The sequence below is a fragment of the Silvanigrella paludirubra genome (genome assembly GCF_009208775.1).
Taxonomy (GTDB): Bacteria; Bdellovibrionota_B; Oligoflexia; order Silvanigrellales; family Silvanigrellaceae; genus Silvanigrella; species Silvanigrella paludirubra.
The window spans coordinates 88,717-109,693 of the sequence record NZ_WFLM01000006.1; the positions used below are offsets into that span (position 1 = coordinate 88,717).

20 protein-coding genes are annotated in these 20,977 nt (G+C 29.1%); 9 read left to right on the forward strand and 11 right to left on the reverse strand.

Annotated elements, in window-relative coordinates:
- Positions 1 to 3: 3 nt before the first annotated feature.
- The 5 genes from GCL60_RS15825 to surE form a co-directional block, all read right to left on the reverse strand.
- A complete protein-coding gene (locus GCL60_RS15825) occupies positions 4 to 1,092 on the reverse strand; it encodes a mannosyltransferase family protein (RefSeq protein WP_161998252.1) in 1,089 nt (362 codons plus the stop codon).
- A 126-nt stretch (positions 1,093 to 1,218) separates the two neighbouring features.
- Positions 1,219 to 1,962 carry a substrate-binding periplasmic protein gene (locus GCL60_RS15830; protein WP_153421648.1) on the reverse strand — a complete coding sequence of 248 codons (744 nt, stop codon included), beginning with the start codon at positions 1,960 to 1,962 and terminating at the stop codon, positions 1,219 to 1,221.
- A 132-nt stretch (positions 1,963 to 2,094) separates the two neighbouring features.
- The gene (locus tag GCL60_RS15835; protein WP_153421649.1) at positions 2,095 to 2,895 is read right to left on the reverse strand and encodes an SDR family NAD(P)-dependent oxidoreductase; all 801 of its coding nucleotides are present in this window, start codon (positions 2,893 to 2,895) and stop codon (positions 2,095 to 2,097) included.
- A gap of 14 nt (positions 2,896 to 2,909) precedes the next feature.
- Positions 2,910 to 3,977: a KamA family radical SAM protein gene (locus tag GCL60_RS15840; protein ID WP_153421650.1), complete on the reverse strand. Its 1,068-nt coding sequence runs from the start codon at positions 3,975 to 3,977 to the stop codon at positions 2,910 to 2,912.
- On the reverse strand, positions 3,974 to 4,747 hold the full coding sequence (surE, locus tag GCL60_RS15845) for a 5'/3'-nucleotidase SurE (RefSeq protein ID WP_161998253.1): 774 nt from the start codon (positions 4,745 to 4,747) through the stop codon (positions 3,974 to 3,976). The genes GCL60_RS15840 and surE overlap by 4 nt, the downstream gene beginning before the upstream one ends.
- Before the next feature lies 1 nt (position 4,748).
- On the opposite strand from surE, the gene GCL60_RS15850 reads away from it, so the two are divergent.
- The 5 genes from GCL60_RS15850 (at position 4,749) to GCL60_RS15870 (ending at position 9,281) form a co-directional block, all read left to right on the forward strand.
- A complete protein-coding gene (locus GCL60_RS15850; protein WP_161998254.1) occupies positions 4,749 to 5,741 on the forward strand; it encodes a M28 family metallopeptidase in 993 nt (330 codons plus the stop codon).
- Position 5,742: 1 nt separating this feature from the next.
- Positions 5,743 to 6,405 (forward strand): bifunctional adenosylcobinamide kinase/adenosylcobinamide-phosphate guanylyltransferase, encoded by a 663-nt coding sequence (locus tag GCL60_RS15855; RefSeq protein WP_161998255.1) that lies wholly within the window; start codon positions 5,743 to 5,745, stop codon positions 6,403 to 6,405.
- Between the two features lie 3 nt (positions 6,406 to 6,408).
- Complete coding sequence (gene ubiE / locus GCL60_RS15860; RefSeq protein WP_153421654.1) at positions 6,409 to 7,149, forward strand: bifunctional demethylmenaquinone methyltransferase/2-methoxy-6-polyprenyl-1,4-benzoquinol methylase UbiE; 741 nt, start codon at positions 6,409 to 6,411, stop codon at positions 7,147 to 7,149.
- Positions 7,150 to 7,248: 99 nt separating this feature from the next.
- Complete coding sequence (locus tag GCL60_RS15865) at positions 7,249 to 8,193, forward strand: malate dehydrogenase (RefSeq protein ID WP_153421655.1); 945 nt, start codon at positions 7,249 to 7,251, stop codon at positions 8,191 to 8,193.
- 140 nt (positions 8,194 to 8,333) lie between these two features.
- Complete coding sequence (locus GCL60_RS15870; RefSeq protein ID WP_202614052.1) at positions 8,334 to 9,281, forward strand: glycosyltransferase family 2 protein; 948 nt, start codon at positions 8,334 to 8,336, stop codon at positions 9,279 to 9,281.
- A gap of 4 nt (positions 9,282 to 9,285) precedes the next feature.
- On the opposite strand, the gene GCL60_RS15875 is transcribed toward GCL60_RS15870, so the two are convergent.
- Positions 9,286 to 11,178, reverse strand: coding sequence for a DUF6311 domain-containing protein (locus GCL60_RS15875; protein WP_153421657.1), 1,893 nt, complete (start codon positions 11,176 to 11,178; stop codon positions 9,286 to 9,288).
- A 183-nt stretch (positions 11,179 to 11,361) separates the two neighbouring features.
- Here GCL60_RS15875 and GCL60_RS15880 point away from each other — a divergent pair, with 183 nt between their 5' ends.
- From GCL60_RS15880 to GCL60_RS15890, 3 genes are all read left to right on the forward strand, one after another.
- Entirely contained in the window at positions 11,362 to 12,132 is a 771-nt protein-coding gene (locus GCL60_RS15880; RefSeq protein WP_153421658.1) for a hypothetical protein, read from the forward strand.
- Positions 12,133 to 12,176: 44 nt separating this feature from the next.
- Positions 12,177 to 12,440, forward strand: coding sequence for a hypothetical protein (locus GCL60_RS15885; protein ID WP_153421659.1), 264 nt, complete (start codon positions 12,177 to 12,179; stop codon positions 12,438 to 12,440).
- A gap of 330 nt (positions 12,441 to 12,770) precedes the next feature.
- Positions 12,771 to 15,080: a hypothetical protein gene (locus tag GCL60_RS15890; RefSeq protein WP_153421660.1), complete on the forward strand. Its 2,310-nt coding sequence runs from the start codon at positions 12,771 to 12,773 to the stop codon at positions 15,078 to 15,080.
- 17 nt (positions 15,081 to 15,097) lie between these two features.
- On the opposite strand, the gene GCL60_RS15895 is transcribed toward GCL60_RS15890, so the two are convergent.
- The gene (locus tag GCL60_RS15895) at positions 15,098 to 16,240 is read right to left on the reverse strand and encodes a methyl-accepting chemotaxis protein (protein ID WP_153421661.1); all 1,143 of its coding nucleotides are present in this window, start codon (positions 16,238 to 16,240) and stop codon (positions 15,098 to 15,100) included.
- Positions 16,233 to 17,291: a methyl-accepting chemotaxis protein gene (locus tag GCL60_RS15900; RefSeq protein WP_161998256.1), complete on the reverse strand. Its 1,059-nt coding sequence runs from the start codon at positions 17,289 to 17,291 to the stop codon at positions 16,233 to 16,235. Before GCL60_RS15900 ends, GCL60_RS15895 begins: the two co-directional genes overlap by 8 nt.
- A 152-nt stretch (positions 17,292 to 17,443) precedes the next feature.
- On the opposite strand from GCL60_RS15900, the gene GCL60_RS15905 reads away from it, so the two are divergent.
- Positions 17,444 to 17,788 (forward strand): MazG nucleotide pyrophosphohydrolase domain-containing protein, encoded by a 345-nt coding sequence (locus GCL60_RS15905; RefSeq protein WP_153421663.1) that lies wholly within the window; start codon positions 17,444 to 17,446, stop codon positions 17,786 to 17,788.
- 1 nt (position 17,789) lies between these two features.
- On the opposite strand, the gene GCL60_RS15910 is transcribed toward GCL60_RS15905, so the two are convergent.
- The 3 genes from GCL60_RS15910 to GCL60_RS15920 form a co-directional block, all read right to left on the reverse strand.
- On the reverse strand, positions 17,790 to 18,791 hold the full coding sequence (locus GCL60_RS15910) for a diacylglycerol/lipid kinase family protein (RefSeq protein WP_153421664.1): 1,002 nt from the start codon (positions 18,789 to 18,791) through the stop codon (positions 17,790 to 17,792).
- Positions 18,792 to 18,794: 3 nt separating this feature from the next.
- Entirely contained in the window at positions 18,795 to 20,357 is a 1,563-nt protein-coding gene (locus tag GCL60_RS15915) for a pyruvate kinase (protein WP_153421665.1), read from the reverse strand.
- A gap of 115 nt (positions 20,358 to 20,472) precedes the next feature.
- On the reverse strand, positions 20,473 to 20,964 hold the full coding sequence (locus GCL60_RS15920; RefSeq protein ID WP_153421666.1) for a Fur family transcriptional regulator: 492 nt from the start codon (positions 20,962 to 20,964) through the stop codon (positions 20,473 to 20,475).
- Positions 20,965 to 20,977: the final 13 nt, after the last annotated feature.

Below are 20,977 nucleotides of genomic sequence, written 5' to 3' on the forward strand. Positions count from 1 at the left end.
AAATTAATATGCCCATTTTAATATATAAAAATTATAAGCAGTTTGAATATTTAAGAAGACAAATAATATAGCAATGAAGATAAATAGCGGTTTTCTATATTTACCAGAATAAGTACTTATTATAAAAAATATAGGAAATAAAAAACTAGCAAAACGAAATGAGTTTATCAGCTCTGCTTGCATAGGCAAGACCAATAAACAAGTTAAACAATAAAAGAAAATAGGTTTTGAATGTTTCCATAAGAAAAAACAAAAGAAAAGCATAATAAAAAAGAATATGTGATGCTTTATTGCTCCAAAAGAATAATCCTGAACAGTATTTTGCAATATAAATGTTTTAAAATATTCTGATATATTTTGGATATGATGCCAGTTACTTTGAGCATTTAAAAAAGCAAAAGCATTTTTAAATGCCAAATATTGATAAATTAAAAAACAGCAAAAAAAAGCACCAGAGATTAATCCTGAAAACAAAAAAACTTTTATTTTTTTATGCCTCAATTTATAATTATTCAAAGAAATAAAAGCAATTGCAATAGCCAAAATGATACCTTGATTTTTAGTTAATGAACATAGTCCTGCAACAATTGCAGCTGAAATCCAATGTTTTTTAAAAGCTAAATAAATTGAACTGAAAGATAATAATAAAAACAAAGATTCCGTATGACTAGTATGAAAAACATAAGAAGCAGGAGAGAAAACAAATAAAAACCAAACATACTTATTTTTTGGAATAAGCCAGGGTGGTAAGGAGCTATCTTTGTTTTGTATTAACTTTAATAATAATAAACAAAATAAAAGAAATAAAATTGTTGAAAGAATTGTTCCAATTAAAGCAGGATATACTACAAATGGAACAATTAGCTTAATTATAAAAATAATAAGAGGAAATAATGGATAAAAGGCAATGCTTTGATTTTCTTCATAACCATTTAGAACTATTTTTGTATACCAACCAGCATCCCAATGATCTAAAATTCGATTCAAATATGTCCATTGAATTGTGTGTTCTTGATTATAAAGTAAGATCAGCCATAATGCAAAATGTAAAAAAATCATCATTATAGATGATATTAATATAAACACTTTCATATTTTTAAGTTCCATTAAATGCCTCTAAAAAAAATATAAAAAACTATCAAAAAATACATTTTGATAGTTTTTTATAATACATTAAATATTTAAATACACAAGCCGTTTAATTTTTGTTTATTTTAATTAATATATTATTCCATTTTTCTTTTTTAGATCTGTTATTTCTTTATTATTATTTTTCAAAAAATTATTAAAATCTTCGATCAATTTTTTATTTTTTATAGTAGACATTTTATAATGATCTAATACATAAGGTAAGTCTTTTCGAAACATAAATTTGTTTTTATATTGAACATTATTATTAACAATATATAAAGCAACAGCTATATTAAAAAAAACCGCATCTATTTTATCCTTATATAAACTATCTATTAACTCAGAAATATTATTACTCTCTAAAAATTTAATATTTTTATTTTTGTCTTTATATTCTTTAACTTCAAATCCTCGAATTGTTCCAATTGTTTTAATTTCAGAAATATTTTTATTTTTATTTTCATTTTTCATAACAATGCCATCAATATAAGTAATAACATCGTCTGAATAAATAATATTTTTATTTTTCTTCATTTCGGATTGCCAATTAATAGAGTCCGGAAATTTAAAGTCAATATTTCCATCAATGAATTCTTTATAAAGTCGAAAAATAGGCATTGGCAAAAATTTAAATTTAATCCCAGTTTTTTGCATAAATAATTCAAATATATCATTTGAAAATCCTTTATAATTTCCAGATGAATCTATATAAAAATAGGGGGCATAATTTAAATTTTCTACACCAACACTATAAGTTTGAGACTGAGCATAATTAAATTGCAAAAATATAAATAGAAATATGCATTTGATACTTTTATTATAAAAATTCATTTTGCCTCTTTAAATAAAGATAAAATCTTCGAAAAGCATATGAATTATTATCGGTTGTTAAAAATTAAATTTTATTTATATTTTATTTTAAATTTATTCTTTTATTTTAAATACTTAAAGACAAACTTTGATCTAAGTGCGTTTAACTTTATAACTTACAGGGCATTGAACTGTAGGTAATATAACCACTTCATTCCAGTTCACACGGCTTGGTTCTTTTAAAGCCTTAATAATGAGTCTTGCAATATCTGTTGCCGTTAGACAGTCAACACCTTCATAAATACTATCTGCTAATTTTTCATTGCCTTTAAAACGAACTAGACTAAAATCTGTTTTAACCATACCTGGAGATATTAAAGAAACCCTCACATTTTTATCATGCAATTCTTGACGAAGAGATTCTGTAAATGCGCGAACAGCAAATTTAGAGGCACAATATACAGAACCGCCTTCATATGTATAATGACCAGCAATACTTCCTAAATTGATAATATGCCCAGAGCCATTAGCGACCATTTTTTTAGAAATTGCCGATGTTACCCTTACTAAAGAAGTAACATTTGTTTCTATCATACTTACAATGTCTTCTTCTTTAATGTCTGTAACCGGATCTTTTCCACTAGCAAGTCCAGCATTATTTATTAAAATATCAACATTTAAAGCATTATTTTTTTCTAAAATGGATATGATATTTTTATCGCAAATATCAGCTGCAATTATATTTACTTGAATATGAGGAAATTGAATTAAAACTTCATTTTTTAATAATTCAAGTCTCTCTTTTCTCCTTGCCAATAATATTAAATTTACGCCTTCACGAGCAAGCCATGCTGCCGTTGCAAGTCCAATTCCCGAACTTGCTCCCGTAACTAAAGCTAATTTACCATTTAATGAAATATCAGAATCAGAAAATATATTTTTTAATAAACTCATTAAATATTACTCCGCTATGGATACTTTACAATTATTTGCGAACCATTTAATGGACTTTCAAATTTCCATTGATTATTTTCAAGTTCAATCGCACTATTTGGATTTACAGCTATTTTTCCATTTCCACCAGGTATATCAATAATAAATTCAGGTATGCAAAGCCCTGAAATTTTTCCTCGTAAACTTTTTAATAAATGAATTGCTTGTTTTAAAGGAATTCGAAAATGTTCTGTTCCTTTAGCAAGATCTGGATAATGAATATAATATGGTTTTATGTTGTTTTCTACGGCGGTTTTTAATAAGGAAACTAATTTTTCTTCTGTATCATTAATATCTTTTAAAATAACAGACTGAAGTAAAACAGGAATTCCATTTCGAACCAACAAAGATATTGCATTTTTACATTCATTTGTAAATTCGCTCACACTATTTATATGTGCTGCAATCCAAATACTTTTATTTGTGTTTTTTAAAAGATCAATTAAATTTTGAGTAACTCTTGAAGGTAAAACAGAAGGAATTCGTGTATGAATTCGTATCACTTTTAAATGTGAAATTTCTTTTAGTTGTTCAAGTAAATTATTTAATGCTTTATCTGTGAGTGTTAAAGGATCGCCACCCGTTAAAATAACTTCCCAAATATTTGAATTTGCTTTAATATATTGAATTGCTTCTTCAAAATTTTCATGAGTCAAATTATTTTCAGAATTAGAAACTTTATATCTTCGAAAACAAAAACGACAATAAGAAGCACACATATATGTTACTTTTAATAAAACACGATCCGGGTAACGATGTGTAATTCCTTTAACAGGAGTCCATCTTTCATCGCCTATTGGATCTTCAAGCTCCTCAGGAAAAAAAAGAAGTTCGTTTGTAGATGGTATAAATTGTTTTGCTAATTCTTTATTATTATTTTTAATTTCATTTAAAAATAAATTAGGCACACGTATATCAAAATTATCTTTAACTAATTTTAATTGGTCTATTTGATTTTTATCAATGAGGTCATGTTTATTTAAAGTTTCTAAATCAATAATTCCTTTTGATAAATCACGCGCCCAATTATTTTCCATTTTCATAATTTTATTGAACCAATAATCTTTTCTAAATTTTTATTACGCCCAGAACTACTTTGTTTCGTTCTTACAAAACTTAACGTAACATGATTTGTTGTAATTAAGGATACATCCTGCGACATATCTTGCGGTTCGAATCTTGCTAAACCCCCGATTAAATAAATTTTTGTATTTTTTTTCTGACTTGGAATCAGTTCTTCAATATGAGGAACATAAAGAGATTCCCCACCACATTCGGCAAATGCAATATTTTTTGCTTTTTGAGGCACATTTATATTTAATATTTCTAGATTAGGCCAATCCATTGAACTCGAATTTGAAATCACTTGCTCTACAATATGAGACGCTTGGGTAAAAAGACTTTCTAAGGAATCTGGTTGTAGGCTGTCTGTATCAGCAGAAACAGCTATAGCCCGAAAACCCATTAAAGCTGCTTCTGTTGCAGCGCCAACTGTTCCACTATAATTCACATCAATTCCCACATTCAATCCATGATTTATTCCTGAAACGACAAAATCGGGTGGGTCTGTTTTTAAAATATGGCTGAGTGCAATAGCAGCACAATCCGCAGGAGATCCATCAACAGCATAAATATTTTCAGATACTTGCGTTACACAAACGGGCTGATAAAAAGTCATAGCATGAGATTGGGCGCTTCGTTCGCCATTTGGAGCTACAACTGTTATTTTATGGCCAAGTGAACTCAGGTAATTAGCTAAAACCTGAATGCCTTTTGCTTTATACCCATCATCATTGCAAAGGAGTAAATGCATAGTGAAACCAACCTTATTTATTTGGACAACGATATTAATAGGGCTTTTAATCATATTTAATTCAGCAGCCACAGCATTGTCATTTCAAAATTCTCCTCATTTATCAATAGAAAATTTAAAAAAATCAATGGAATGGTTTACTGCAGAACCTCACCCCATGGGTTCTAAAAACCAATCTAAATTAGCAGCGGACCTTAAGCAAACGTTAAATCAATTTGGATTGCTAACAAGTGAGATTAAATTTAAAGCAACAATCCCAAATACGGATTCACCTCAATTTGGTGGTTTACAAAAAGACGCTTTTTTAACAAAAGAAGTAACAGGATATAATATCGTCTCTACAATAAAAGGTAAATCCGATTGTAGTGTCTTAATAGGAGGACACTACGATACAAAATATTTTAAAGATTTTAAATTTGTTGGAGCGAATGATGGCGGTTCTTCTACCGTTTTAATGATGGAATTAGCAAGGGTCTTAAAGAAAAACAAATTTAAAGAAAATATGCTTGGATCTTGCAATATAAATTTTATTTTTTTTGACGGAGAAGAGTCTGTTCTTCCAAATTGGATTGATGGAGAAAATATTCTTAAATTACAAGACAATACTTATGGCTCAAGAGATTTTTCAAATAAATTAACAAAAAACAAAAACGGGAAATATATTTTTGAAAAAAAACCGATTCATTTAATTTTAATTATTGATATGGTTGGTCATAAAAATCAGGAACTATTAATTACAAAAGGTTCTCATAGTGAATATTCAAAATTATTTATTCAGTCATCAAATAAAATAAAAATAAAAGAAGCAAATTTTTTAATGGAAGATGATCATACTCCATTTTTAACTTTAAGTATTCCTTTACTTCATATCATAGATTGGAAAAATACTGAGGAATGGCATACTAAAAAAGATACATCCGATATTATTTCTTATGAAGCAATTGCAAATTTTGGAGAATCTATTATTCAATTTCTATCTTCTAAAAGGATTTAAAATGACTATTGAATCTAATAAAAATTCAAAAATATCTTTATTTTTAGGTGGAGGACAATCGGGTAAAAGTATTTTTGCAGAAAATTGTGCTAAAAAATGGGAAAATGTTTTATTTTATGCAACTGGCGGCCAAATTGAAAATTCACCAGAATGGGAATTACGAATTAAAAAACACCGAGAGAGAAGACCAAGTCATTGGCTCACTATGGAATATCCTATTGAAATTGAAGATGTTATTAAAATGAGTGAAGAAAAAAAAGTGGATATTGTACTAATTGATTGTTTAACTCTTTGGATGGGATGGCAAATATCTAAAAGTGTTCAAAATTATACACAGGTACAGCTTTTAAAACACCTCGAAATGGAATATCAGCATTTTATTAAACAACTTTGGAAATTCAAGTGTCCTATACTTGTAGTTTCTAACGAAGTCGGAGAAGGTGTCATTCCGGGTTCGGAAACAGGACGTATTTTTAGAGAAGCTTTAGGAGCAATGAATTTAGCATTAGGAGAGATATCTCAATGTATCACTTTTAGTATTGCCGGACAAAATTTACTTTTAAAATCTTCTAAAAATAAATTTATAGATGGTTTTTGTTCCACGGGAATCATAAATGAAAATTTTATTTTTTCTGAATTAAATAATAATCCTAATTTGGAGTAATTCATGTCTCTAAATGACAGTTCAAATAAACAAATGATTTTAAGTGAAAAATCAATTCAAATTCAAAGTATGTTTGATAAAATATCGAAACGTTATGATTTATTAAATCGACTTTTATCTGCAGGCCAAGATACAAGATGGCGCAACAAAATGATTCGCTCCATGCCATCCATAGTTTCAAAACAAGGTACTCTTTATGATATAGCTTGTGGCACTGGTGATGTTTTATTAAATACAAAAAGAAAGAGAAAAGATTATTCTAATTTAATAGGCTTTGATATTTCTGAAGGAATGCTTAGTCAAGCAAGAATAAGGTCTAAATTAAAGCAATATGATATTCAATTTATTCAAGCTTCTGCTGAACAAATTCCAGCAGAAAATAATTCTGCTGATTGTATTACAATTTCATTTGGTTTGCGAAATGTAGACAATAGAGAGACAGCACTCCAAGAGTTTCATAGAATATTAAAAAAAGGAGGAACTCTTTTTGTTTTGGAGTTTTTTCCATCTGAAAGCACTTTTTTTGCAAAAGTTTTTGATATTTATTTTAAAAAAGTTCTTCCTAAGATTGGCGGATTAATTTCTGATAAATCTGCTTATGAATATCTACCAAAAAGTGTTTCTACCATGCCATCTGGAAAAGAATTTAAACAAATTCTTTCAAATATTGGTTTTATTGAAATTGAACAAACCTTATGGCTTGGAGGAGCTACCCGACTTTTCAAAGCAGTTAAAAAAAGCTAAAAGAAAACCGAGTAACTTGTTTTAAACAAAAAAAACGAGCATTATTCTTTTCGAGTATATTTTGTTTCATTATCTGTTTCTTTATTGAGGAGCTTTAAAATGTTGAAAAGACCTAAAATTACTGTTGTTGGAGCTGGCGGAAATGTGGGCGCATCTGTTATTCAATGGTGTGCTCAAAAAGAATTAGGTGATTTGGTATTAATAGACCTAAAACCAAATGTAGCTCAAGGACGCGCTCTTGATCTAGCTCAAGGCGGAGCTTTTGCAGGTTTTAATGCAAGTTTTACCTCTACAGATGACTCCTCACTCATGCAAGATTCCGATGTTGTTGTTGTTACAGCTGGAGTTCCACGTAAACCTGGACAAACTCGTGAAGAGCTTGTTGGAATTAACGCAGGAATCGTAAAAACAGTTTGTGAAAACATCAAAAAATATGCTCCAAATTGTGTTTTAATTCTTGTTTCAAATCCACTCGACGCAATGTTAACTGTTGCTCAAAAAGTAACAAGTTTTCCTCGTGAAAGAGTCATTGGTATGTCTGGTGTATTAGACTCTTCCCGTTTTCGTAGCAATATTGCGCGCGCTCTTAATGTGCACATTAAAGATGTTTCTGCTATTGTTATTGGCGCACATACAGATAAAGACATGGTTCCTGTAACAAGCACTGCGACTGTTGGTGGTGTTCCTTTAAACAAATTATTAAATGCGGAACAAATAGCAGACGTTGTTAGTAGAACAAAACGCGGTGGTGCTGAATTAACTGAACTTATTGGAACTTCTGCATGGGTTGCTCCTGGTTTTGGCGTAACAGCTATGGTGGAAAGTATTGTATTAAACCAAGGTCGTATTTTACCTTGTTCTGTTGAGTTAAAAGGCGAATATGAAATTTCAGAAGGTGCTTGTCTCTGCGTTCCTGTTAAATTAACAAATAAAGGAGCAGAAAAAGTATTTGAAATTGATCTTTCTTCCGACGAAAAAGCAGCATTAAAAGCAGCTCATACAGCTTATTTAGAAGTTAGAAAAATTGCTTTAAACAGTATTTAATAACGAGAATACTTTTGAACTGTTTTCTTATAATCAAATTGCTAAAGTTTATAAAAGCGGGAAGCAATTATAATTAAAAGATCTCTTAATTCATTTCTTAAGAGATTTTTGTTTTTTGTGTTAGATATATGGAGAAAAAATTGTCTAAGATAAATGAAGAAGTTTTTTTAAGCATTATTATTCCTGTTTTTAATGAAAATGAAACGATTAAAACTTGTTATCATGAAATCAATAAAAAACTTGAAATTTATAAAAGTGTCTTAGAAATCATTTTTATTGATGATGGAAGCTCTGATAATAGTGTTCAAATTCTTAAAGAACTATCACAAGAAGACAATAGAATTAAGTGCATTTTTTTATCCCGGAATTTTGGAAAAGAAGCGGCAATGAGCGCTGGAATAAATCACACGAATGGCAAATATATAGTGCAAATTGATTGTGATCTACAAGACCCTCCCGAAATTATTCCAAGTATGATTGAAACATTAGAAAAAAATAATTGTGATGTTGTCTATGGAATTAGAACTGAAAGAGCAGGAGAATCCTTTGTTAAAAGATCTACCTCCTATTTATTTTATAAATTAATTGATAAAATGTCGCATATAGAAATTCCTAGAAATACTGGTGATTTTCGAGTAATGAACAAACAAGTCATTTTAGCATTGAGAGAACTTCCAGAAACACAGCGTTTTATGAAAGGTCTTTTTTCCTGGGTAGGTTTTAAGCAAATTGGTTTTTATTATAAAAGAAATAAGAGGATTGCTGGAAAAACAAAATTCAACTATTATAAATTATGGAACTTTGCATTAGAAGGGATAACATCTTTTACAAACATCCCATTAAAAGTTGCTACATATATTGGATTTTCTATTTCTTTCATTGCATTTTTAATATCTATTTTCTATTTAGCAAAGTATTTTATAATTGGTGATAAAATTCAAGGTTTTTTAACGTTAATTGTTTCTATTTTATTTATGGGTGGAATCCAACTCATGTTTTTAGGCATTTTGGGTGAATACTTAGGAAGAACATACCTTGAAACAAAAAGAAGGCCCTTATATGTTATTAAAGAAAAAATAAATTTATAAAATATTAATTGTCTACCAATTTACAAGCATAATACGAGCCTATCTCTTGACATGTAAAATTTTTATTATTTTCAATATTTTTAAATAAGTTTTTTTGACTTTTTAATACATAATAAACACTATTTTTATCAAAATTTCCATCTGAAATTATTTTAAAAATATTTTGCTCATTTTTTTTCATAAAACTATCATCATTTCTACTAAAATAACCAACATTTGTTGTATAACCATATTTTGCTGTTAAATACCAAAAATCCTTATAAAGAATATCTGCCGAAGTTGGATAAAAAACTAAATTCTTTTTATCCCCAACAAATGAGACCCATTTTTTAATATAATCTTCATCATAAGAAATATTACCAGATTGGAAAGGAATTCTTTTATATAAAGGATATATATCCCATAGTTGAATTAAGAAAAGGATAAATAATATTATTATTTTTTTACTAAGACTTCTATTACTTAGAACCCATTTTAGCAATACATACAAAACAATTAAATAACACATTGGCCAAACATATCGACCATTAGATCGAAATGTTCCAAAAATATTTAAAATAATCTCAGGAAATTTAATTTCAAGTATTGTAAAATCAAAAAATTTTATTATTGGAAGCAAAGAAAATAAAAACAACAAAAATACTGAAATATTTAAATAAATATACTTTTTATCGAAGCACTGCTTAATATTATATTTTTTTTGAAAGAATAAAGGAATTATTAAAATTAAAACACCTAAACCTAAATAACCAAATCCTTCAAACTTATCTGAAGGAGTAAATAAAGGATTTATAAATTGAGATACATTTCTAGATAAAGGATTAAAAAAAACATTTAAATTTGATGAATAAACACCAAATCCAGAATCATAAATCCCTTTTAAATGAAAATACCCTATTAAATACCAAGAAAAATAAGTAAAAAAGCAAACTCCAATTATATTCATAAATACATATTTTAAATTAATCTCTTTTAAAGAAATCATACTCAATAAAAACATAATATAAAATACTATAACCATTAATACAATATAAGGATGAACCCAAACTGAAAACAATAATACTAAAGTTAAATAAAATAGTTTCATATTTGAAGATATTCTAGATAGAAAAATACAAAAAATAGCTAATATAATCCAATGACAATTTAAAGTAATATGAGCAAAACGATTTAAAAGAATAGGAGATAAAAATAAGAAAAAGGAACAAATTATTTTTAAAATAATATGCATATTCCATTTTTTTAATAAAAGGGCCGAGAAAAACCCCTGTAATATATAACAAATAAATAGCCAAAGGCCTAAATATTGATATTCAGGATTCCAAATAGGCTTTAATATCTTAAAAAGAAAAGCGAGTATTGGTATTGAGTCACTATAACCAACAGATGTACCTATTGGATAGTTAAGTAAATTATTAACCCCAAAAGGAAATTGCCAAGGAACACTTTGAAAAACATAACCACCTAAATAATTTTGAAGCCAATCTGAACTATTTAACCACAAAGTTTCTTTAGGATTTATAATTAAAAAAGAAAAACGAATATAAAATATTAAAACACCTAAAAGACTCGAAATAGCCGCTGAAATTAAAAAAACACGCCTATCATTTAATTGTCCCAATTTTTCAAATATTTTTTTAAAAATAAAATACAATTTATCCATAAATAAAAGCATATAGAACATTATAAATAAAAGTATTGGAAAAAAATAAATTCTCATATTTTTCATTTCACATGATGGAGAATAGCGAGAATTAGTGCAATTATTTTCTAACCAATTTAATTGATTTTTTAATACCAATAAAGAAATTATTAAAGAAACTAGTAAAAAAATAAATTTACTATATTTCAGCTTTCTTATATTTTCTAATAATCTAAAAAAAATTATTTGCTTCATAAGCTCTTTCTATTTATTTAATGAACTCTTATAAGACCGTTAATGACCAACTTAGAAATTAAATTTTAAAACCATTTCATTTTTTAAATGATCAAGGTATTAATATAAGTCTTAGGCAGATGCTATTCAAATACTCTGCTCGTAAAAATTTTGTGATACCAATTTATTAAAAAGGGTCTAAAAATGATTAAATTTATACCAATCTTAACTTTAGCAGCACTATTAACGACAAGCTGTTTTGAAAACTCAACTCCAACAAATCAGCAGGTATTATCTGCTGCATCTTGTCCCGTGGCAGCTGTTTCCGTCTTTAAAGTTTCTTTTAACGAATCTCAAGGAAAATATCTAATTTTTCACGGTTCTTCTTCTGACCCTAAATCTTTGCCAAACCCTTTAACGGTTGAAAACTTGCAAATGGCTCAAATACAAGCTCCCCAAGGCAGCACAGGAGAAATTGCTAAATTAAACTTCAATAAAAGTGATGGTAAATGCAATCCTGTATTAGAAATGACCCAAGGATATAAAATTGAATTAGCTGCCGCTTCTGGAAATTCAGCAAATTCAAATGGAGGCGCCACCAATAATGGATCTTCACAAGGAAGTTCTTGGGCTCCATTTTTAATGGGAGCACTTGTTGGAAATGCTGTATCTAATGCAATGCAACCAAGATACGCACCTCCCGCATATTATTTACCACCACCCGCAGCCTCAGCAGGCCAAGGTGGCTTGGTAACTGGTGGGGTTTCAGGAAAAACTCCTGATGAAATGAATAAAAAATATGAATCACAATATAAACAACCTCCTAAGAAAGGCTTCTTTTCAAAATCAGGAAATTCAACTACAACTGCAGATTCAGAAACAAAACCTAAAAAGAAAGGGTTTTTTTCTGGAGGCAGTGAAAATGGTTCCTCCACTAAAAAAAGTGGTAGTTTTTTTAAGAAAAAGAAAAAATAAAGGTAATCATTTTAGTTTAGGTTATTATAAATAAAGGAGTATTTATGTCTAATTTTTATGCTGGTGTTGTAAGAAAAAAATTCACTTTAATGTGCGTTTCTCCAGAAGGTTCCCAAATTGAAATCGTATCTTGTTATGACGATAATGCAGCAAAAGTAAGTAAACAAGCTTCTGAAAAAATCCTTTCTCTAATGGAAGAAAGCTTTGAATTGGAAGAAGGATTTAAAATGAAAATAGTAGAAACAATGGAATCTGCTGAAGACATTCCTCTTGTTGAAGTAAAAGATAAAAAAGAAGCTTCTTTTTAATTTAATAAATAAAGTTTTTAATATTTCCCCTCTCTTAACACTATATTAATATGCAACAAAATTAATATGGTGTTTTTTTATTAACTATTTCTTATTCATATATTCATAAAAAAATCATTCTAAATTTTATTTAATTTATTTTTAAAAATGTTACATAAAGATTAATTAATTCACAAATTAATTAATTAAATCAGCAATAAAAAACATTTAATTTAAAAGTAATTATTAGTTAACTTAAATTATTATAAACATTTAAAACCATCAAATTACTTTATTGTAATCTTTGATTCTTTTTAATTATGCTTTAAACCTTTAGGAATTGGGATAATTATGTACGATCTAAGCAATATTCGCATTTATAAAGACGAAACAAGTTCATTTATAAAATTCAGTTTATATGATAATACAAGACCGTATAAAAAATCATCAAGCTTAATTATTACAGCTAATGGAAGATATTTACCAACTTCAGGCAAGTTATTAAGAACAGAAATTAGTGATGTGGGATTTTACTGTTTTCATAACCGATCATTAAAAGATGAATGTTTCTCTTTATTAAGAAAAATAACACAAACAAAAACTAAAGTTTATGAAACAATTGGTAAAGGCGTTACTTTTTATGACTATAATCTTTCAGACTATTCATATGGTAATTTTTACTATTCTAGTGAATCATTAAATAAACAAGACTATATCGTCGCTTTATTACTTGAATCCTATTTATATGAAAAAGAAAATGTTTACGGATCACAATATAGCTACGGAAGCCTTTTACTGAATGAAGTGCCAGATATCATAATTTTAAAAAATTCAACTTCATTATTCAATTTATTAAATGATAAATTAAATTCAAACTATAAAAGCATTTTTTGTAATATAACCAGAGAAGAACTTGGAAAAATAAGAGCTTCAATGGCTGATAATGAGAGATATGATTTTCCATTAAGCTCTCAGAAAAAGTTACAAATTGAAAAATCAGTTATAGAAAAATTAAAAATGATTGGTATTGTAAAAAGCTATACAACCAGTGGTAGCTCATACTCTGTTTCTGGAAGTGCTTTATCTCATCCGAGCAGCACACACACCTCAGCGGGAAGTATTTATGGTTCCCTTGGTAGCGCTTATACAACAACAGGAAGTACTTATACTTCAGGATTGAGTTCTCACTCATATAAACCAAGTTCTTATATTTCTATTCCAATTTCATACACTTCTACACCAAGCTCATACACTTCTACACCAAGCTCATATACTTCTACACCAAGCTCATATACTTCTACACCAAGCTCATATACTTCTACACCAAGCTCATATACTTCTACACCAAGCTCATACACTTCTACACCAAGCTCATACACTTCCACTCCAAGCTCATATACTTCTACACCAAGCTCTTATACATCAGGTGGAGGAGTCTCAACTCATTATGGTGGCATTCCATACTATTATTCGGGATTAAGCTCGTCATCTACAAGTTCTAGCAAAAAGAATTCTAAATATACTCGTTTTTGGGATATTCACATTTCGGGTTCATCAGGAAAATACGATTTTGTAAATGATATTGGAAGCCAAAAATCACATCAAGAAACAAAATATAATAATCTTAAAAACTCTAAAAATTATATTATTGCATCATCAGGTAAGCATATCAGACCAGCACCAATTACATCTAGTTTACCTAATGAAGGATACATAACTTCTTGCATAACTACGACTGATATTCTTTCCCATATTTATTCAAGAGAAAATCGAGATTTAGTTGACTGGGTTTCTGATAATAGTTGCAGAGGAAAAATAAGAATCAATTGCCATGGTGATGGAAATGGAAAATTGGGAATGGAGCATGAATATTTTTTTGCAAGTGATATAGCACAGTGGCTTATTAATTGTGGTTTACACAATGCTGTATTTACAAAAAGAGGAGAAGAAAGAACAAATGGCCTTATAACTGTTAACTTAGCTGCTTGTATGGTTGCTAGATATGACGTCGTAACAGCAAAATTTAGCGCACTTGAAAGTAAAACTTCATATGCTTTAGACTCTGCTATCGATAGATTTGTAAAAGAAATGCGTACAAATGGGCACTATGGATTAGCAGTTACAGGAAGTAGCGAAATTGTATGTCAATCAGGTGGAAAAATATATAGAAGTCTTCCTAAATTACCTATATGCTTTACTGAAAATCCCTATATGGATCTTAATAATGGTTATGACTATTGGAGATATTATGCTGACAAACATATTTCTTGTTTTGAAAAATATGGATCTAATTTAGGATTTACGGTTCCAAGCGGTTGGCAATTAACCAATAGTACAGATACAAGTGGTGGAAAAATAAATATACCTAACATTTATTCAATTGAAAACAGCAGATATTACAATCCAGACTCTTCTCCAAGTGGGGAATGGATTTTAAAATTAAAAGATGCTCGATACTCAAGAGATTTCGCTTCAATTGTTATGATACCATCAGGATGGATTGTAGATAAATATTTAAAAACAATTGATCCTCCCGTTGGATGGATTGTAACAGCGAATGCATATGGTACAGGAGGAACGGTTTGTAGCCGATCTCATTCAGGCATAAATGATACTGAAAAATTAACAAAAACACCTTATAAAATTAGAGCTATAGTATAATTATTAGAAATAAAATTTCAAAAACCCATACTTTTTAAGGCGCGTCTTACTTCGTTACCTTTATTTTTTTCCATAAAAGTAACACCATCTTGTCCAGAAAAAGCTTTTTGAGAATCGACTGAAGATTCAATTAACTTTTCGTTAATTTCAATTAATTTATCAATAAGTATATTACCACTTTCAATTAAACTTTGATTTTGGTTTGTATCATTTAAAACTTTCAGAATAGTATCTTCCACATTTTTAATATGCCCTTTCTGCATATCAGTGCCTTCAGAAATAATTTGTATTTGTTCCTTTAATCCATCAACACCTTCTGATATTCTTTGAAAGGCATCGAGAGCTTTTTTACTTACAATTTCTCCTTCTTTTATTCTTTCATTCATTGTTCTTATTATTTGATTAACTTTAATTGAGCTTTCATTTAACAAATCTTTAATTTGTTTTGCTGATTTTCCGCTTGTACGGGCAAGTGTTTCTACTTCTTCAGAAACAACAGAAAATCCTTTTCCGTGATCGCCCGCCCTTGCAGCTTCTATTGAAGCATTCATCGCTAGCAATTCAGTTTTTGCTACGATATCTGTGATTACAATAGATTTTAATGTAATTTGATTAATAATTTGTAACATTTTATCCATATCACCAGTAGCACTTTTAATAACTTCAATAGATTGCCCTAATTTTTCCATTATAGAAGCCGCTTCTTTTAAACGATTTTCAGCGCTAATTGTGATTGTTTTGCAATCATTAATTTCTTGAATTGTTTTTGAAATCATTTGAAATATTTGATTAATTGTATTTGTTGTTTGTGACGTAAATTCAAATTGTTTACCAAATGAATTTGCAATATTTTTTTTAGGATAAATAAACTCATTAATAGTACTTTGACTTTTTTCAATATAATTTTGAAATAAAATACCAACCATAAAAGATTTTTTTTGAATTTTGCGAATATAATAATACATAATATATTCCATAAAAACCAATGGTACAGAAATAATAATGAAATAATTTATAATATTTTTTAAGCCTGAACCAAATAAAAATATAATCATTAAAGTAAATGAAAAAATGATAAGGTTAGAAAAAAATAGTGAAATTAATATTTTAAACTTTAAGCCAGAAAAAGAATTTTTTTTAGAATATTGCTCTTTATCCATTTTTTCTTACTCCAGACCAATACTCATTTAATACATAAGCAACTTCTTTAATATTTTCAAAGTTTTTTAAATTTATATCATATATTTTTAATAAATTTACTGTATCCGTTATATTTTTTTTCAAAATATTACGCATTTCAAAATTGGCCGAATTAATTTGATCTATACTTAATTTTTGTTCCCAAGTTGCAACACGTATATTTTCTGAATGACTAGAAATACCAAACATTTCTGCTTTGATAGCACTAAAAACGGCCAATGCATTATTACTTGAAACTTTTCCAACTTCTACTCTAGACTGATTCGCTTCAATTATAATTTGAATTTGCTTTTGACTTTCAATAACAATATTTTCAATTTCATTTGCTTCATTTCCACTATGTTTAGCTAGGTTTCCAACTTCTTCAGCAACAACAGAAAAACCTTTTCCCGTTTGTCCTGCTTTAGCAGCTTCAATAGAAGCATTTAAAGATAATAATTCTGTTGTAGAAACAATAGTATGTATTGTAGATGTATCATTGCTAATTTGTTTTATAAGACTTGATATTTCTACTAATCCATCTTTTGTTTTTTCAATTGTTAATATTGAATCAACCATTTTTTGCATTATTTCATTGCCTTCATTTACATCTCTAGTTACTTTGTCTGAAAGCTCTTTACAAACTTCTGAATTTTTGGTTGTTTCAATTAACATAGATATAATATCTTGCATTAGCTTAGAACTTTCAGTTAGTTCATCTAACTCGCTTCCAGTAGTTGAAATGAATCCGCTTAGATTGTCCTTTATATTTTTTAAGGAATTATCTCCCATAGAGCAATTTTCTGAAATATAAAAAAAATCTTCATTTATGCTTTTCACAAACTTTGATATAAGAATTCTCGTTAAAATAATAGATAAAAATGTAATTAATAATAAAGAAAAAAACGAAAAGATTAAATACTTATCTTTAATACCATCAATATAAATAAGATAAAAACTTAAAGCACAACATGCAAGTAGCATTAATACCATTAATGCCCATACTCTATTTTTTGCAGAAATATTTTTCAAAAATGAAAACATTCCTTAAACTTTCAATTTATTAGCAAATAATTTTGCCAAATTTCATAAAACGTATCGTCACTCTTTTCCAAAAAAAAATTCAATTGTAGGAAAAAATGTAGTAGTTTGATAAGAATTGTCACTCTTATAAAGGAAACAAAATGACAAACAGATTAAAAGAACCTTCAGCAAATGGCCTCAAAACGATTCAAAAAGAATTTGATTTATATCAAAATAATGCCTTTGAAAAACGAAGCGCAAGCTTTTTTTCATTAGAACTTTGTGGAGAGAGCGGTGAATTGGCAAATTTAGAAAAAAAAATATGGAGAGATCCAACGAAAGAAATAGAAATGGATAAACTTTCCGACGAAGCCGCAGATGTTTTTATAGCTCTTATGAATTATTGCAATTCAAGAAATATAAATCTAGAAGAGTCCGTCCATTCAAAACTAAAACGGATAGAAGACAAACGCCTTAAAGGGCTTATGGGAAAAATAAAAGAATAAATTATATATTAGCTATTATAGATAATTTATTTGGAATAACAGAAAAAGAAGCAGGCAAATATCCTGGCATTTCACCATCAGACTCCGCCGGTATATTTGCATTTTCTTGAGATTTTATTTTAATTGTAGTTGCTTCTCTTTCAATTATATCGTTTTCTAGACCTTTGTAATTTCCTGAATATAGTCGGTTAAGTAAAAATATCGATTTTATTTTATTCATTTTACGAATTTGAACAACTTTAAATTTACCGTTATTTATGGCAGCCTCTCTTGAAATTCTCATTCCTCCACCACAATATTGTCCATTGCAAATAAAAAGAACCCGTAGATCAAAAGGAACGTAAGATTCATTATCAAAAGAAATTTGAACAGGAAAAGATTGATTTTTTAATAAAGTTTTAATTGCAGCAAATAAAAAAGCTGCTCTTTTTCCATATTTTTTACCTGAGTCATTTAATCTTTTTACAGTCTCACCGTTTGCGCCACACCCTGCAATATTAATAAAGTAACGAGAATGAAAACTTTTATTTTGAAATTCAATAAATCCAACATCCGATAAAATTAAGTTTCTTTGTTTTATAATATTTAAAGCTTTATTAATATTGTTAGGAATACCAATAGATTTAATAAAATCACTACCTGTTCCAAGAGGAATAAATGCCAAAGAGGGAATTAAATTATTTTCTGTAACGTTATTTAATTTTAAAGGGCTTCCATGTATTTTAGGAAAATTAGAATTACTTGAGTTTAAAAGCTGATTTCCTAACAATCCATTCACAATTTCATTTATTGTGCCATCACCACCAACCGCAACAACAATCTCATAGCCTCTTTTTTTTGCAAAATAAGCTAATAAAGATGCCTCATATTGACAAGTAGTAAAAACCCAATTTGCATCAGGAAAAAACTTTAAAACTTGGGGAAGAATTTTTTTTTCCCAAATTTTAAAGGATTCGCCTGATCTTGATTTTGGATTCACAATAAATAAAATATTTGGATCCATTCGTTAATCAATTTCCTGTACAGTAAATAAGTTTGAATTTCTTTCCGAAACACTAGAAGCTGTTAAAGAAACAAAGACAAATTTTTCACCTTTTTTAAAGTTGAAACTTTTTACCAATATTTCTTTTATTTCAGAAAGTATTCTTTCTACTTGGCTTCTAGATTCAAGAACAACTGCGGTTACAGATCTTAACAAATTCATTTGTCTCATAATCTTTTTATTACATGTTATGGCAATAATTTCGGTTGGTGTTCTCATAGAAGATAATTTCATTGCCGTATAACCACCTTCCGTAAAACAAACAATTGCTTTTACATTCGCTTGTTGTGCAATACGAATGGCTCCGTAAGTAACAGCATCATCGTCTGATGGGATTTCATTCATTTCAAATGGATGCCATTTTTTTTCAAACCAAGCTTCACTGTTCACGAGAGTTTCTAAAGTAACTTGAGCAACTAAAGAAGCATTTGGACCTTCTGTTACTTCATGAGATAGAACCAAGGCATCTGCACCATCTGCTGCCGCATTTGCCATATCTGAAACTTCTGCTCGTGTTGGATTGGCATTTACATACATAGAGTGCATAAGCTCGGAAGCTACAATCACTGTTTTTGATAATTTATTGCAACGGGCAATAAGCTCTTTTTGAATAATAGGTAAGTTATGTGGATGCTCATCAATTCCAAGCTCAGAACGACTTAAAAACACGCCATCAATATGTTTCATTAATGTTGGCAATAAATCTAGGGAGCGCTTGGAATCTACCTTTAATAAAAAGCGAGGAGGAAGTATTGCTTCCACTTCATGAATACTTTTTGAAATTGGGATACTTGGGTGTCTTTCAGAAAAAGGTGCGTTTTCTCCTAAAATTCCAGCTTTGATTGCTAACAATTCATTTTCAGATTTAATTCCATCTACAATGACATAATCTGCTAATGAAGAAAATCCTGTTTGCAATGTTCTTTCATCTTCAGGCAATAACGGAAATAAATCACGAGACATGCTTGGCGAGTGAACATCTACACCAGAAAGTAACATGCCCCCATTTTCTACTAAACAGCGCAGTGTCATACCAGATTTAAAGTTTTTAGGTACATCAAGTACTTTTAGTTCAACAGCTCCATAAGACACACTTATTTTTGAGCCTTCTTTAATATTTGTAAGCTGATCTTCACTAGAAACAATAATTTCAACATTTTTTGTCGTTGATGTGACAGGTCTTAAAGAAGCGCAAAAATTAAAATCGACAATAAAAGTGATATCTATTTCAGATCCATCTGCAACTTCAATTGGCGCACCATGTAAAGATAAAATAGAACGGCGCCCAATAAAACTTAATAAAAAAGGAACTTGCCCTTCACTATGCTGAACATCTTCACTAGCTAATTGTTTGCTTATTTCAAGTCTGAGTTTAATTATATTTGGCAAAGCGCTTGAAGAATAGGACATTCTTACAGCATCTAAGCGATTTTGGGTAATAACAGCTGCTATATTTTCAACACCTAATTTATCACAACCATTATTTGTAACTGTCCAAATGAGCTTCGCTTTTGACTTTTTATCCATATCTTTGTTCTTTCCCTAAAGTATTTTGTTTGAGGACACCCGTATTGATATACCTCAAAGCATCCTTATAAATATCTCAGCGAAAATAGAACCAGCAAGAATAAAGATCAATTCACTACTTTAAATTTTTACGTTTGCAATTTTCAGAGTTCGCACAATCAGCGAAAAGTTCCATTTTATGCGATTTTAAAACAAACCCAAGATTTTTAGCTACTAATTCTTGGCGTTTTTCTAACTCCTCATCATAAAATTCAACAATATCATGACATTGATTACAAATAAGATGATCATGGTGTTCATCACCTTGATCTGCAAATTCAAAACTAGCTCTATCCCCACCAAAATGACGCTCTACAAGAATTTGAGAATCCGTCATCATTTTAAGAGTACGATAAACAGTTGCTAAACCAATAGAACTATCTATTTTTTTAACTTCATTCGAAATCGTCTCAGCATCAACATGACGTCCAGAGGAAAGGACGGCATCTAGAATAATTTTCCTCTGCCTTGTTTGCCTTAACCCTAGTTGGCTTAAATATTCATCAAAGACTTTATGTAAATGCGCCCTCTTTGGGAGGCTATCACCAGATCTACGGGATGTCGTCATAAAAACTCACAAA

Bases quoted from the DNA above. Each gene is read 5' to 3' on its own strand.
- GCL60_RS15885 (WP_153421659.1), top strand. From the start codon at position 12,177: ATGTCTAATTTTTATGCTGGTGTTGTAAGAAAAAAATTCACTTTAATG.
- GCL60_RS15875 (WP_153421657.1), bottom strand. From the start codon at position 11,178: ATGAAGCAAATAATTTTTTTTAGATTATTAGAAAATATAAGAAAGCTG.
- ubiE (WP_153421654.1), top strand. From the start codon at position 6,409: ATGTCTCTAAATGACAGTTCAAATAAACAAATGATTTTAAGTGAAAAA.
- GCL60_RS15880 (WP_153421658.1), top strand. From the start codon at position 11,362: ATGATTAAATTTATACCAATCTTAACTTTAGCAGCACTATTAACGACA.
- GCL60_RS15920 (WP_153421666.1), bottom strand. From the start codon at position 20,964: ATGACGACATCCCGTAGATCTGGTGATAGCCTCCCAAAGAGGGCGCAT.
- GCL60_RS15840 (WP_153421650.1), bottom strand. From the start codon at position 3,977: ATGAAAATGGAAAATAATTGGGCGCGTGATTTATCAAAAGGAATTATT.
- GCL60_RS15890 (WP_153421660.1), top strand. From the start codon at position 12,771: ATGTACGATCTAAGCAATATTCGCATTTATAAAGACGAAACAAGTTCA.
- GCL60_RS15865 (WP_153421655.1), top strand. From the start codon at position 7,249: ATGTTGAAAAGACCTAAAATTACTGTTGTTGGAGCTGGCGGAAATGTG.
- GCL60_RS15910 (WP_153421664.1), bottom strand. From the start codon at position 18,791: ATGGATCCAAATATTTTATTTATTGTGAATCCAAAATCAAGATCAGGC.
- GCL60_RS15830 (WP_153421648.1), bottom strand. From the start codon at position 1,962: ATGAATTTTTATAATAAAAGTATCAAATGCATATTTCTATTTATATTT.
- GCL60_RS15835 (WP_153421649.1), bottom strand. From the start codon at position 2,895: ATGAGTTTATTAAAAAATATATTTTCTGATTCTGATATTTCATTAAAT.
- GCL60_RS15905 (WP_153421663.1), top strand. From the start codon at position 17,444: ATGACAAACAGATTAAAAGAACCTTCAGCAAATGGCCTCAAAACGATT.
- GCL60_RS15825 (WP_161998252.1), bottom strand. From the start codon at position 1,092: ATGAAAGTGTTTATATTAATATCATCTATAATGATGATTTTTTTACAT.
- surE (WP_161998253.1), bottom strand. From the start codon at position 4,747: ATGCATTTACTCCTTTGCAATGATGATGGGTATAAAGCAAAAGGCATT.
- GCL60_RS15855 (WP_161998255.1), top strand. From the start codon at position 5,743: ATGACTATTGAATCTAATAAAAATTCAAAAATATCTTTATTTTTAGGT.
- GCL60_RS15895 (WP_153421661.1), bottom strand. From the start codon at position 16,240: ATGGATAAAGAGCAATATTCTAAAAAAAATTCTTTTTCTGGCTTAAAG.
- GCL60_RS15915 (WP_153421665.1), bottom strand. From the start codon at position 20,357: ATGGATAAAAAGTCAAAAGCGAAGCTCATTTGGACAGTTACAAATAAT.